The sequence below is a fragment of the Streptomyces sp. NBC_00704 genome (assembly GCF_036226605.1).
GTDB lineage: Bacteria > Actinomycetota > Actinomycetes > Streptomycetales > Streptomycetaceae > Streptomyces.
The window spans coordinates 34,141-47,908 of record NZ_CP109002.1; the positions used below are offsets into that span (position 1 = coordinate 34,141).

10 protein-coding genes are annotated in these 13,768 nt (G+C 71.0%); 6 read left to right on the plus strand and 4 right to left on the minus strand.

Features of this window, described 5'->3' with window-relative positions:
* Positions 1-135 precede the first annotated feature (135 nt).
* The gene (locus OG802_RS35680; RefSeq protein WP_443055481.1) at positions 136-2,319 is read left to right on the plus strand and encodes an eCIS core domain-containing protein; all 2,184 of its coding nucleotides are present in this window, start codon (positions 136-138) and stop codon (positions 2,317-2,319) included.
* 180 nt (positions 2,320-2,499) lie between these two features.
* Here the strand turns inward: OG802_RS35680 and OG802_RS35685 are convergent, their stop codons facing one another.
* From OG802_RS35685 to OG802_RS35695, 3 genes are all read right to left on the minus strand, one after another.
* The gene (locus OG802_RS35685) at positions 2,500-3,693 is read right to left on the minus strand and encodes a ParB/RepB/Spo0J family partition protein (RefSeq protein WP_329417989.1); all 1,194 of its coding nucleotides are present in this window, start codon (positions 3,691-3,693) and stop codon (positions 2,500-2,502) included.
* Positions 3,690-4,952 (minus strand): ParA family protein, encoded by a 1,263-nt coding sequence (locus tag OG802_RS35690; RefSeq protein ID WP_329417991.1) that lies wholly within the window; start codon positions 4,950-4,952, stop codon positions 3,690-3,692. Before OG802_RS35690 ends, OG802_RS35685 begins: the two co-directional genes overlap by 4 nt.
* Before the next feature lie 1,207 nt (positions 4,953-6,159).
* On the minus strand, positions 6,160-7,125 hold the full coding sequence (locus tag OG802_RS35695; protein ID WP_329417993.1) for a ScbA/BarX family gamma-butyrolactone biosynthesis protein: 966 nt from the start codon (positions 7,123-7,125) through the stop codon (positions 6,160-6,162).
* Positions 7,126-7,413: 288 nt separating this feature from the next.
* Here OG802_RS35695 and OG802_RS35700 point away from each other — a divergent pair, with 288 nt between their 5' ends.
* From OG802_RS35700 to OG802_RS35720, 5 genes are all read left to right on the plus strand, one after another.
* Positions 7,414-8,079 carry a ScbR family autoregulator-binding transcription factor gene (locus OG802_RS35700; RefSeq protein ID WP_329417995.1) on the plus strand — a complete coding sequence of 222 codons (666 nt, stop codon included), beginning with the start codon at positions 7,414-7,416 and terminating at the stop codon, positions 8,077-8,079.
* Between the two features lie 83 nt (positions 8,080-8,162).
* Complete coding sequence (locus tag OG802_RS35705) at positions 8,163-8,861, plus strand: HAD family phosphatase (RefSeq protein WP_329417997.1); 699 nt, start codon at positions 8,163-8,165, stop codon at positions 8,859-8,861.
* 231 nt (positions 8,862-9,092) lie between these two features.
* The gene (locus OG802_RS35710) at positions 9,093-9,863 is read left to right on the plus strand and encodes an SDR family NAD(P)-dependent oxidoreductase (protein WP_329417999.1); all 771 of its coding nucleotides are present in this window, start codon (positions 9,093-9,095) and stop codon (positions 9,861-9,863) included.
* 166 nt (positions 9,864-10,029) lie between these two features.
* Positions 10,030-10,629 (plus strand): TetR/AcrR family transcriptional regulator, encoded by a 600-nt coding sequence (locus OG802_RS35715; RefSeq protein ID WP_329418001.1) that lies wholly within the window; start codon positions 10,030-10,032, stop codon positions 10,627-10,629.
* A gap of 194 nt (positions 10,630-10,823) precedes the next feature.
* Entirely contained in the window at positions 10,824-11,750 is a 927-nt protein-coding gene (locus tag OG802_RS35720) for a LysR family transcriptional regulator (protein ID WP_329418003.1), read from the plus strand.
* A gap of 322 nt (positions 11,751-12,072) precedes the next feature.
* On the opposite strand, the gene OG802_RS35725 is transcribed toward OG802_RS35720, so the two are convergent.
* Positions 12,073-13,629, minus strand: coding sequence for an amino acid adenylation domain-containing protein (locus OG802_RS35725; protein ID WP_329418005.1), 1,557 nt, complete (start codon positions 13,627-13,629; stop codon positions 12,073-12,075).
* Positions 13,630-13,768: the final 139 nt, after the last annotated feature.

Genomic DNA, 13,768 nt, shown 5'->3' on the forward strand with positions numbered 1-13,768 from the left:
CACCACTCCCCGAATCGCCCGCCCCAGGGCCGATTTTGCCCTCACATGTGCCCTTGCAGGCATGGGCAACGGAGTGCGGATACGGAAGGGTGAAAAGTTCGTCGCTCCCATGAGGACGTGAGAGAAGGAGAGACCGTGCGCGCACGCAGGCATGAGGCCGACCGGGATCACGGCCAGGACCGCGAGCACCGAGCCGCCGGGCCTCCCGCCTCGCTGCCGGGGAAACTCTCCGTCATGTCGCCCCGGCAAGCACTGACGTTGCAGCGGCTGGCGGGCAACACCGCTGTGGCGCGGACACTGCGCAACGAGCGCGAGCACGAGGGCCCCGACTCCCCCTCGTCCCTCTCCCCCACCTCCCCGGCCTCTCCGTCCCCCCTTTTCTCCCCCTCTTCCTCGGACGCGGCGCACGGGCCCGCTGCGACGACCGCTGTGCAGCGGTCCACGGTGCACGAGGTGCTGGCGGGAGCGGGACGGCCGCTGGACGCCGACACACGTGCCGACATGGAGGCACGACTGGGGGCCGACTTCTCGGACGTGCGCCTGCACACCGGCTCCGCGGCCCAGCGGTCGGCGGAGGAGATCGGGGCCCGGGCCTACACCTCGGGCAGTCACATCGTCCTGGGCGCGGGCGCAGGAGACCGGCACACGCTCGCCCATGAGCTGACCCACGTCATCCAGCAACGCCGCGGTCCCGTGACCGGCACCGACCACGGGGACGGACTCAGCGTCTCCGACCCGGCCGACCGCTTCGAGCGGGAGGCCGAAGCCAACGCCGGGCGCGCGCTCAGCCTCCCCGCGGAACACGCCGCCTCCGCGCCCACGGGACCGGAGGGGCACGCCGGCCACGTCCACACCCCTGCAGGGGCCGTCGTGGTGGCGCAGCGCATGTGGAGCGGCAGCGGCTCCGGCAGCCGCTCCCGCCGCGCCGGAGCCGACGACCGGGGTGCTCAACTGGCCCGGCAGCAGCGCGAGCAGATGGAGTACCTGCCCGCCCTGTACGTCCCCGCCGAGACGTTCGGCCGGGACGGCAGCCTGCCGCCCCAGCCCGTGGACGCCTACACGACGCCCGCCCCGGGCTTCGTCGAGATCCTGCGGATGGAGGACTCGCTTCTGCCGGGCGTGACCCACCGCTCCCCCGGGCCGCGCGCCGCATGGCCGATGAAGTACCAGTCGGGAGACTTCATCTACCGCGTGGAGATGGTCAACGACCCGCAAGGCCTCACCAGCGAACTCCTCATCGACGCGGGCCGGCCGTTCCGCATCCTGCGCCGCACCCTCAAGATGCGGCAGGGCGGCGCATCGGCGGGCCGTACATACCGCTTCGCGGAGCGCTGGGCACCCAACCCGGAGTACTGGAACCTGCGCGACCCCCGGGACGCCGCCGAGGCCGCGGCGCAGGCAGCCGACCGGGGCCTGCCCGACCAGGACCGTCTCAGCCGGTACGACCTGGCCGACTTCTCGCCCCTGCCGACCGCACCCGACCAGCCCTTCGTCTTCTACGTCTCGCCGAACTCCGTCGATCCGCACTTCCAGCGCAGGGACGGCACCCAGAAGAACGACCGCCGGTACCTCAGCGCCGCATCGTTCGACAGCACGGCCGCAGCGGATCCGGAGGTGACGGGCTTCGGGCAGCAGGCGTTCCGAGGACTCTCCGCCCCGCACCAGGTGGACCGCCGCACCGGGCGGCGCGACCCGGCCCGCGCCATGGGCAACCGGCAGGCCAACGAGCTGATGGGCGACCAGGGACGAGGCGGGTCCACCGGCGAGCGCCTCGCCTCGCACGAATGGTGCCACCTGGTGGGAGACGGCGACGGCGGCCCGGATGCCCCCGCCAACCTGGTGATCGGGACCAACGCGGTCAACACCGAACAGCTTGCCATGGAGACCGCGCTGCGCCCGTTCGTCGGACGACTGCGCACCATGGGCTACTCGATCCAGCTCCGCGTCCGGGCCCTCGTCACGCCCGTCGTCGATCCGGCCCAGCCCGACCGCCCGTGCAACGCGGCGGAGTACATCAGCTACCGGATCTCGCTCGTCCCACGGGGCGAACTCGACGCCGCCGCCCCGTGGGAGATCCACCGGCAGATCATGGACGGCCGGCGCGGCACCATCACGGAACTCGAGTTCACCCACCTGCACCACACGGTACGGGCCAAGCTGCGCCGGGCCGTCGAGGACATCGAGGCCCAGCAGGACGACGACCGCATGAGCGACGGGCCGGGCGGACCGCCCGCGCCCTACGCGGCCTACGGCACTCCGTACGGCTACGCGCCGGCCTTCCAGCCGACGATGCCGGGAGCGGGCGCCGGGTACTTCTAACACCGGCCCGGACGGCCTGCCCTCCGGCCTGCTCCCCCGGCCTGTGCCGCTGGTCGGGTTGCTCGGTGATTACGGCGTAATCACCGAGCAACCCGCACGACCGCCTTGGTGATTACGCCGTAATCACCACACCCCGCGCTGTCGGCAGCTTCTGACGGCTGCCTGGCTCGCTGCTTCCGATCAGGTGGCGGGGACGCCCTGGCTGTCCCTGTGCTTGATCAGCAGATCCAGCATCTTGTTGAACTCCTCCGGCGGCATCTTGTAGATCAGGTGCTGCGCGGCGTACACACCGTCCTCGTAGGGGAACCGCTTCGGCTTCTGCTCCCCCGCACTCGCACTCGCACCCCCACTGGGCCCGGCCGTTCCTTCGGCCGTGGGTCCCTGCGCGGGCACGGACGGCTGGGACGGCCGGGACGGCTCGGACGGAGGGGACTGCTCGGACGCCGACGACCGGCCGTGAGACGCATCGTCCGTGACCTTCGACGTGACGGTTGCAGCGTGATCGGCCGTCGGCTCCGCCTCGGCCTCGGCCTCGCCGGCGAAGCCAGGAACGGAACCGCCGGTGATTACGCCGTAATCACTTCCCTGATCGTCCTGAGGTTCAGGGTCCGGCCGTTCCCCGGGTGGTGCGCTCTCAGGCCTGAGCGTCCGGGCCTTGGCTTCGTCCCTCCGGGCCCGTTCCGCCTTCAGGTCCTCCAGGGCCGCTTCCTGTTCCTGAGCGGGCTTGTTGCCGACCGCGCGCAGCAGATCGATGGGCTCTTCGCCGATGCGCTCCTGCAGTTCGGGGGTGAGATGGAGAAGCGCCAGGCGCTGAGACACCCATCCCTGAGAGCGGTGGAGGCGTTTGGCGAGTGCCCTCTGACTCCCGTGGATGGCGAGGAGGCGCTGAAGGGCGCGGGCCTCGTCGATCTCCTCGAGGTCCTGACGGTGGATGTTGGCGACGAGGGCCGACTCCAGCAGTTCTTCGGACGTGCTGCCCTGGTCGTCGCTGACCATCACCTTGATGGTGGCCAGGCCCGCTTCACGAGCCGCCGAGAGGCGGCTGCTGCCGTCGATGACGACATGGGTGGTGTCCGGCTCGAGGTCGGCTTCCTTGTCAGGGTTGACCCTGAGGTAGGCGTCGCGGTTCATCACCGTGATCGCCACCTTCTGCCCATGCGTCGTCAGGCTGCCGGCGAGGTCGGCGAGATCGCCCAGAGAGGAGCGCGGGTTGTCGGGGTTGACGCTGATGCGGTGCACCGGAAGTTCCGACGGAGGCGCGATGCCCTCGGTGGGAACGCCCGTGGCCGCGGCAACGGCCTGACGGCGCGCGCTCACGGTACGCGTGGCCGCCGCGCCGAAGCGTCCCGCGCCCAGCTGATCGGCCTTGCTCATGCGATCTCCCTGGCCAACGCGCGCATGCCGATCGCCTGCTGCGACTTGGGTGCGTACGACAGCAGGGGCTGCTTCAAGCGGACTGCTTCCTTCTGCTCCTTGAGATCGCCGATCAGTCCGACGACGCGTGGATCCTTTATGTCGACCCACCCCTGCAGAGAGGACGTGGCGATGTAGCCGCGGCGGGAGTCGTAGAGGTTGACGACGATGCCGAGGTAGTCGATGTCCACCTGGAGGTCGCCGCGCAGGTCGTCGATCTGGGTGGTGAGGAGCTCGTAGGCGTCGGCGGAACTGTCCTCCGCCTGCACCACGATGAGGGCCCCGGACTGGCCCGGCTTCTCGCCGTCGCGGCGGCGGCCGTAGTAGGCGGCGGCGTCCATGCTGAGGCCGAGGCTGGGCGGACAGTCGACGAGGATGACGTCGTAATCGGCCTCGAGAGGAGCCAGGGCGCGTTCCAGGGCGGCTTCGCGGGCTCGCACGGCGGACAGCCGCACGTCCAGAAGGAAGGCGTCGTTGCAGGCGGGCAGCAGGTGGAGGCGTCCGCCGAAGGCGTCGTCGTCGATGGAGACGATGAGGTCCCGAAGGTCGCCCTTGGGGTCGCCCGCCATGTGGTTGGTGAGGCTGTCGCCGTTCATCGGCAGGGGCGCGGCGCCGAGCTGGTTGCTGAGGTGGCACTGCGGGTCGAAGTCGACGAGCAGGACGCGCAGTCCGAGACCGGGCAGGTTCTCGATGTCGAGCGGATCGCCGGCCGGTTCGGCGTCGGCGTGCGCGTCGCTCGCCCGCAGGGCCTTGGCGAGCGCCTTGGCGACCCTTACGGAGTGCAGGGCGTTGGAGTCTTCGGCGAGGGCTTCGCCCAAGCCGGCGGTGATCGCCGTCTTGCCGACGCCGCCCTTCTGGTTGCAGACGATGATCCGGCGGGTGACGGCAGGCCGCTCGATGTCGGGTGCCGGGTTGGCGTCGAGCCACAACTGCACGGACTGGGCGAGCCCTTGGATGAGGGAGACGCCCCGGTCGGAGGCGACCTGCCGGAAGTCTTCCCACTGGCCGGGCGGCAGGAAGGTGGAGAAGGAGTCGGCACCGGCGGTGTCGACGGGCGCGGTGGCCGAGGCAAGGCCGCACCACGCACTGATGCCCTGCTCCACGGCGGTCTGGATCTCGATGCCGTGCTGCGCCGTTCTGATTTTGAGGTTCTGCCGGAGCCGTCCCGGCAGCTTGGAGACGACCTTCTCGCGGTCGCTTGAGATGGCTGGCGAACTCATGAAGGACACCATACTAACGTCGATGATCGATAACAGCATCGACGCGTTAGCTATACCAAGTTGATGCGGGAAACGTTCAACTGGCGCGCCCACCCCGCCTCTGGTGGACGTGACGGAGCCTCCGAAACGGTATGCCCGAAATGCCGAGAGCAGCTGAGGGCCGCACCTGAACAGCGGCTCACGATCCCGAGTGATTACGGCGTAATCACTGCCGGCGTCACGGCAGCCGACTTTGCGGGCGGGCGAGGGGTCGCGGTTGCGGGACCGTCGCCTTGCGGTCGTCGCCACGGGTCGCCGTCGCACGCGTGATTACGGCGTAATCACCGAGCCGGGCCAGTGAGGCGAACGGTGCGCCCGGCGGGTGATTACGCCGTAATCACCGAGCCATCTCAGAGACTGGGTCGTCCGCACGCCTGATTACGCCGTAATCACCCGCGTGGCCCGTTGGTCTGGCCGACCGGACTGCTCGGCTGTCGGGTGATTACGGCGTAATCACCCGCGTGGCCCGCTGGCTTGGCCCCCTGTCTTCGCCCGGCGCTCCGGCGGCTGCGAGCAGCCCGCGGCGGCGGTCCGTTCCGGTCCGACCACCAGCCTGCTCGGCTGTGGAGTGATTACGGCGTAATCACTCGGCGGTCTGCTTGCCCGGCTCACCGCCTGCGCGGTGCTGGGTGATTACGGCGTAATCACTGTGCCGCTCGGCAGTGTGTCCGTGCGTCGGCTGTCGCTCGTCGGCCTGCCTGCTGCTGGGTGATTACGCCGTAATCACCCAGCACCGGCTCGAGCCTCCGCATGCCTCTGGTTGCCCCCGCGCCGGGCGGCGGTCTTGTCGGCCCCCGTTCTCCCCCTCCGGCTTCGCGCGTGTGCCAGAAGGCGTATAGCGGGTATCGGGGTCAAAAGCGACGTGCGGAATGGGGGCTTCACGGGACTGTCTTCGCCGGGGCGGGGTGATCCGACCTTGGCGACCGTGAAAGGCCGTCAGGGAGGCGTACAGGGCTTTTCGTTCGGTGGGGAGGTCCTTGACGCCCCTCCGATCGGGTGACGTCGGCCCGGTTGCCCGGTTACGGGCTTTCGTGGCCGGAGCGGTACTGGGGCTTGCCGGCGCTTGGCGACGTGCGTACCGCCGTGGATCAGCCGGCTGCTGCGGCGGTGCTCGAAGCGCCCGGACGCGGCACGTCGTCCTGGCCGGTCGTCCGAGCGGGCCCCGTGGTCACGGCGAGGTCAGTGCGATGGTCGCCGTGAAGGCGGGGGAGTCGTTCTGTACGGCCTGGACGCGGATGAGCCGGTGGGCGTCCCCGAGGTCTCCGGCCGGCGTGCGGTCGATCCAGCAGGGGGCGTCGAACTCGACGTACTGGCTGAACACCGCGTCGAAGCCGGTCGCGAGTCCCGGCAGCGGGTGGGCCGCCGCGTGGGCGCTCTGGCGGGCGGCTTCGAGCAGCAGCATGCCGGGGACGTGGTCGGCCGGGTGGTCGAAGAGGACGGGGTGAGAGAAGTCGACGCGCAGCTGGGCGCGGGTGAGCGCCGGGCAGGAGGACGGGTCGGCGGACACGGCGGGGAACAGGGCGGGGGAGAGGACCACGTCATGGGTGCGGGTGCGGGCGACGTGGGCCGGGGCCACGGCGGGCGCGAGCGGGACGGCGCGCTGGGCGGCCTGTGCGGCGTCGGCGTAGGGACCCCGCAGGCGCGGATACACGGCGGGGGAGAGGTTGCAGAACCTCGTCTCCGCCACGCCCAGCGGACGGCCGTCGATGTACAGGTCGACCTGCATGCGCAGCGAGGTCAGCCGGCCGGCGCGGCGGACGATCTCGGAGCAGGTGACGTGCATGTCGATGGCGGCGTCGTTCCCGGTGAACGTCAGGGCGACGGGGTCGACTTCGTAGCGCAGGCTGCTCCACGACTGGCGATGGCCGAAGGGGACCGCGTAGGCGACGTGGCTGAGCAGCGGCACGCTCTGACGGACCGACTCGGCGACGAGCAGCGGGTCGTGGAAGCCGCCCTTCGGCCCGTAGAAGGGGTGTCGCGACGGCCACCTGGCGGTGACGTGGAAGCGGTCGGGTCCGGTCGGGGACAGTCCGGTCAGCAGGACCTCCGACGCGGCGGCCTTGTGTACGTACTCGCGCGGAACGGAGGTGGCCGACGGACGTTCTATGACTCGCGTCGAGGCAGTCACGGTCATGTTGATCCCCCCATGGATGTGGTTGACCTCGTGTGTTTGGCGCGGTGAACTTGTCGGCAACAATATAGAGAGCGCTCGTTTTGTTTTTCTGTCAAGCAAGAGTAAAGATGGTGTCACGAGTAGGCCAAGGAGGCTGCCGCGAGGATGGACGAATCGGAAGTTTTCCGGCTGGCTGGCTTGAGTCCTGCTCGACATCTGGCAGGTTCGGGAGCTGAGGCCGATACCGTAAAGAGTGTTCGGTTTCGCAAGGAGGTACTGGTGGTGCGTCAACCCAGGCAGGAACGGGGAGTGCAGACTCGGAGGCAGTTGCTCCGAGCGGCGGCAGAGGTGTTCGACGAGTCCGGTTTCGCCGGAGCGAGCATCAAGGACATTCTTCAGCAGGCCGAACTCACGGCCGGGGCGCTGTACTTCCACTTCGAGTCGAAGGAGGCGCTGGCCCGCGCGGTCATGAACGCGCAGCCCGATTCGATAGTCCCGTGGCTGGAGTCGGAGGGGCTGCAACGGCTCGTCGACATCACCCTTGTCTGGTCGCAGCAGCTGAGGACGGACCCGCTGCTGCGGGCGGGCGTACGGCTCACCACCGAACAGGGCGCGTTCGGCCTGCGGGACGCCAAGCCCTACCGCGACTGGGGCGCGATCATGGCCGACTGTCTGCGCGTCGCGGCCGGCAAGGGCGAGCTACAGGCCGGCGTCGACCCGGACGAACTCGCCGAGTTCGTCGTCGAGGCGTGTACGGGCATGCAGACGTACTCCGCCGTGGCCAGCGAGGAGCGGGCGGACCTGGGTGACCGGGTCGTGCGGATGTGGCGGCTGCTGCTACCGGGCATCGCCGTGCCGACCGTCATCGCCCACACCGAAGTGAGCGAGGCGCGCGCGACGGAGCTGCTGCGGGCCGCCTCCGCCGCGGCCTCCGCTTCGGCGGCCGCCCGGGAGGGCGGCGGCGCGAAGGACTGACCGTGGACGTCGGCGGACGCAGGCCGGACGCCGCAAGCGGACAGCGGACAGCGTGAAGAATCCGTATCGACAGGGGAGAAGACATGGTTCACGGTCTGGGACATCTGCGCGTGTGCGCGGTCAACATCGACGGCGTCATGCTCGACGACACCTTCAGCCCCGTCATCCACCACTTCCTGGTGAGCCGCGGCTGCGCCTACACCGCCGAGGTCGAGCGGAGCATCTTCTCCCAGCCCCGTTCGGTCGCGGGCCGGCTGCTCGCCGAGGCGGTCGACGAGCCCATGACCGGCGAGGAGGCGCTCGACGCGTACTTCGAGGAGCGTGCACGCCATGTGGCCGCGCACCCGGTACGGGTGAACGACGGGGCGATCGAACTGGTCCGCAGGCTCCGGCGGCTGGGTCTTCGCACGGTCTGCTACGGAGGTCTCGACAAGAGCCACTTCGACGCGTTCCTCGGGGAGCACGCCGATCTGTTCGACGACCCCGGATACATCTGCACCGACGCGTTCCGGCCGGGGCTGCACGAGATCGCCACCGACTGGTTCGGGCTGAAGCACGACCAGGTGCTGGTGATCGACGACGTCGCGGCGGTCGGCGAGACGGCGAGATCGCTGGGGATGCCCTTCATCGGTCACCCCAGCCATTTCGAGCACAGCTTCCAGCGGCAGCTGATGCGCGAGGCCGGCGTCCGGTACCTGGTCGACTCGCTGCACGCCGTGGACGAGGAACTGCTGCGGTCGGTCGACGCCGAGGCCGCCGCCGGCACGGTGTGGCCGGTCTGAGCGGTCTGAGCGGTCTGAGAGATCTTTGCCGTGGGCATGATCGACGGGGCGGCCGGTGCAGGACGCCCGGCACGTGACGGCGCGACACAGACGTCGCGTGTCGTGACACGGACGTCGTGACACGGACGTCGTGACACCGGCGTCGTGACACAGACAGGGCGCGCAGACATCGCGCACAGACATCGCGAGACACAGACATCGCGACACGGATGTGACTGAGGGGGAGTAGACGTGGGAGACGAACACAGGCTGCTGGGCGGCAAGGTGGCCATGATCACCGGGGCGTCGAGCGGGATCGGCGCGGCCGCCGCCCGGCTGTTCGCCGACGAGGGGGCGGCGGTCGTCCTGATGGCCCGGCGCGCGGAGCGGCTGGCCGAGCTGGTGGAGAGCATCCGCGACGGCGGCGGTCGGGCCGCGGCCGTCGCGGGGGACGTGACGGTGCCGGGTGACGTCGCCCGCGCCGTGGGGACGGCGGTGGACACGTTCGGCAAGCTGGACGCGGCCTTCAACAACGCCGGGTACGGCACGGCGGGCGTCCCGCTTCACGAGATGGACGCGGAGACGTACGACCGGACCATGGACGTCAATGTGCGGGGGGTGTGGAACTGCCTGTTCCACCAGATACCGGCGATGCTCGGCTCCGGCGGCGGGGCCGTGGTGAACACCTCGAGTGTCGCGGGTCTGAAGGCCACCGGAGCCTCGGCCGCGTACGTCGCCTCGAAGCACGCGGTGATCGGCCTGACGCGGGCGGCGGCCTACGACTACGGCCGGCGGGGCATCCGCGTCAACGCGCTCGTCGTGGGGGCCACCCGGTCCGAGATGATGGACGGCGTCATCGCGGAGCTGCCGGAGCTGGAGGAGGTCTTCCTCTCCGACTCGCTGCAACGCAGGATGTCGCGGCCCGACGAGGTGGCGCAGGCGGCGGCTTGGCTGTGCAGCGACCGTTCGTCGTTCGTCACGGGCTCCGCCATGGCGGTCGACGGCGGTTCGACCGCCGTGTAGCGCGCACGGGCGCCTCGCGGCGGCAATCGCAAGACCTCCTCCTGAAGTCGTACCGGCGTCGTTGTTTCCCGGCAAAGCATAGAGAACGATCGTTTTGCTAAATTGGCATCGCGGACGGCCGGGGGTCGCTCCCGGCCGTCCGGCCGTGATCAGGAGGAGGAGATGCATGAGGCAGCAGGAGCGGGCGCTGCGGACGCGCGCCCGGATCGTCCGGGCGGCGGCGCTGGAGATGGACAGGCTGGGCTACGAGGGGGCGCGGCTGTCCCGGGTCTCTCAGGTCGCGGACGCCTCGATGGGTGCTGTGACCTTTCATTTCCCGACCAAGAAGGCACTGGCCGAGGCGGTGCGGGAAGAGGGCGTGGCGAGTGTCGACGCCGTGGTGAACCGGACGCTGTCGGCCGGTACTTCGCGGCTGCGCGCCGTGGTCGACCTGACCGTCGCGCTCGCCTCCCTGCTGGAGCAGGATGTGGCCGCCCGGGCGGCGGCGCGGGTCGCCCGGGAGCAGCCGGACGTGATGGAGCAGTGGTCGGGCTCCTGGCTGCCGACCGTGCTCGACCTGCTGAACCGTGCCCGCGCGGACGGCCAACTGCGGCCGGAGCACTGCCCGGAGACGCTCGCCGCCCTGATCGTGTACCTGCTCGCCGGCGCGGAGTCGGAGATCCGTACGGGCGCCGACGGGCCGCCGGGCGGGGCCGGGAGCGTCGCCGACCGGCTGGAGCAGATCTGGCGGCTGGTCCTGCGCGGCGTCGCTGCCGGGAGGATCTGAGCCCTCCCCGCTCCCCGGAAGCGGTAGCTGTCCTTCCGGGCTAGAAAAACATAGCGAACGTTCTGTACGTTACTTGGTGTCGTCGGCATCAGATCAGCTACCAGACACGGAGCACATGGAGGATCGGCGTGATTCGATTCCGCATACGGGTCCGCGCACTCGCCGCGTTCGGTGCGGTGGACGGGAGCTGACGGATGAACATCAAGCACCTCAGCGCGTTCTTGACGGTCGCGGACTCCCGCAGCTTCACGCAGGCGGCCCGCATCCTCGGACTGGCCCAGCCGACCGTGACCGCCCGCATCAAGTCCCTGGAACAGGCGCTGGACACGCCGCTGCTGCTCCGTACGGCCTCCGGGGCCAGCCTGACCCCGGCAGGCCGGCGGCTGCACCGCTACGCGCGCCGCATCGTGCAGCTGAGCGAGCTGGCCCAGCGGTCCGTGTGCGGCCCCGCTGACGCCCCGGACGCGTTGGTGATCGGGGCCGCCGAGTGCATCGTCACGTACCGCCTGGTCCCGCTCATCGAGTACCTGCACCTGCGCCACCAGCAGCTCGACCTGGTGCTGCGGGCGCTGGACGGCGACCCGGTGCGGCTGGTGCGGGAGGAGCAGATCGACTGCGCGTTCTTCATCGGCCCGCGCACGGCGGCCACCGACGTGAACCATCTCGTGCTGCGCCCGGAGGGCCTGAGCCTGGTGGCGCACCCCGAACACCCGCTGGCCGGCCGGCCGGTCGTCTCCACCGCCGACCTCGCCCCCCACACGGTGGCCTGCGCCAGCCGGGAGAGCGGATACCAGCGGGGCCTGGAGAGGGAGCTGGCCGAGGCGGGCGCCGTCGCCCGCGGGATCCTCGTCCTCGGCTCGGTCGACGCGGTCAAGCGCAGTGTGGGCGAGGGCATCGGCATGGCGCTGCTGCCCACCGTCGCGGTCGCCGAAGAACTGCGGCTGGGGCAGTTGCGGCGCCTGGACTGGCGGCCGCCCTTCACCGTGTACTCGCAGTGCGTCTGGCGTGGCGGCCTCGATGACGACCCGGTGTTCCGCACGGTGCTCGGCACGGCCCGCCAGGTGCTGGCCGAGTCGGACACGGCGGCCGCCGCCGGGCCGGCGCTGCAAGCGGTCTGCTGACCGTGCCGACGCGGTCGGCCGCCCGTCCGGGGCGGTCGCGCCGCGCGCGGCCGCGCGCGGGCGGTCCGGTCGCGCGCCGCGCGAGGCCGCGCGCAAGGGGTCCGGTCGCGCGCCGCGCGCGGGCGGGCGGTTCGGGGGCGGGAGGCGCGGAACGCCGTTGGGCGGTGCGCGTCACCGGGCACCGCACACCGCACACCGCACCGGGGACACCGGGACACCGGCACGGCGGGCGCATCCGCGCGCCGGCGGCCGGGGTCCCGCGCGGGGGGAGCCCGGCCGCCGGTGTGCGGGGGAGTGGATGGAGTGCGGGGGAGTGGATGGATCAGGCCGCGGCCGGGGCGGACAGCATGGTGGTCAGCGCCCCGCGGTCCACCTTGCCGTTCGCGTTGAGCGGCAGCGCGTCCAGCGCGGTGAGGACGGTCGGCACCATGTAGGCGGGCAGCCGCTCGCGCAGGTCGTCGAGGAGGGCCTCGGTGTCCCGGGCGGAGCCGGTGTACACGGCCGCGAGTTCGATGTCGCCGTCCGGGCCGTGCAGGGCGACCACGGCGGCCTCCGTCACGTCGCTCCGCGCGAGCAGGGCGGACTCGATCTCGCCGAGTTCCACCCGGTAACCGCGGATCTTGAGCTGGTGGTCCAGACGGCCGAGGTGGACGAGCGCCCCGTCGAGGGTGGTGACCCGGTCGCCCGTGCGGTACCAGTGGGCGGCGGTCAGCGGCCGCGAACCGTCGTACGGGACGGCCCGCTCGCCGTCGAAGGACAGGAACCGGCCGATGTCGTGGGCCGGGTCCAGATAGCCGGGGAAGCGCTGCGAGCCGCGCACGCACAGCTCGCCGTCGGGGGCCGGGCGGCCGTCCTCGCCGATGACGAGGTGCTCCTGACCGGGGTAGGGCGTCCCGATGGGCACCGTGCCGTTGGCCGGGAGGGGCCAGTCGTCGGCGTCGGCGGGCAGCCGGAACTCCGTCCAGGTCACGGTCATCTCGGTCGGGCCGTAGATGTTCTCGAGGACGGAGCCGGGGGCCGCGGCCTGCCAGGCGCGCGCGTGGCTCAGCATCAGGGCCTCGCCGCAGAACAGGCTCCAGCGCAGCGTCGGCATGACGCCGGGCTTCAGCGCGCGCAGCCGCCGGGCGATGGACGCCACGGACGGGACGGAGTTCCAGTGCGTGATGCCGTGCCGGTTGACGAACCGCACCGGCGAGAGCAGGTCCTCCTTGCCGGGGACGACGAGGGTGGCGCCGCCGCCCCAGGCGCCGAACATGTCGTAGACCGACGGGTCGAAGGTCAGGTCGAAGGTCTGGGAGACGCGGGCGCCCGGACCCAGCTCGTAGCGCGGGATGACGTGGCTCAGATAGGCCGACACGTTGCGGTGGGCGATGGGCACGCCCTTGGGCCGTCCCGTCGACCCGGAGGTGAACAGGATGTACGCGAGGTCGTCGGGTCCGGCCGTGGACGCCGGGAGTTCGGGCACCGGGCCGCTGCGCAGCGCCCGCATCCGCTCGGCCGACAGCACGACGACCGGGACTTGCAGGCCGGCGTGGCCCGGTGCGCCCTCCTCGGCGATCACGAGGTCCAGGCCGGCGTCGCGGGCGATCGTCGCGTTGCGGGCGGGAGGGAACGCCGGGTTGAGCGGGACGACGGCGGCGCCGAGCCGCTGGACGGCGAGGTAGCCCGCGTAGGCGGCCGTGCTGCGGGCCGCCAGCAGGCCCACCCGCGAGGGGACGCCGCCGTGTGCGGCGAGGAGTCCGGCCGCCAGCCGGTGGGCGGTGGCGTCGAGTTCGGCGTACGTCAGGTGCTCCCCGGCGACCTCGAGTGCGGTCCGCCGGTCGCCGTGCTCGGCCGCGGAGGCCGCGAACCAGTCGTACATGGTCCAGGTGGCGTTCATGATGTCCGGTCCTCTTCCGTGACGCGTCGCATGACGCCGGAACAGCTCTCGGCTTCGCGACAAGAGAATGGAATGTTCGTCGAGGCGTAGCGAGAACGATATGCGCGGGCGTCCGGAACGGCGCAAGGGTGCGTCCGCC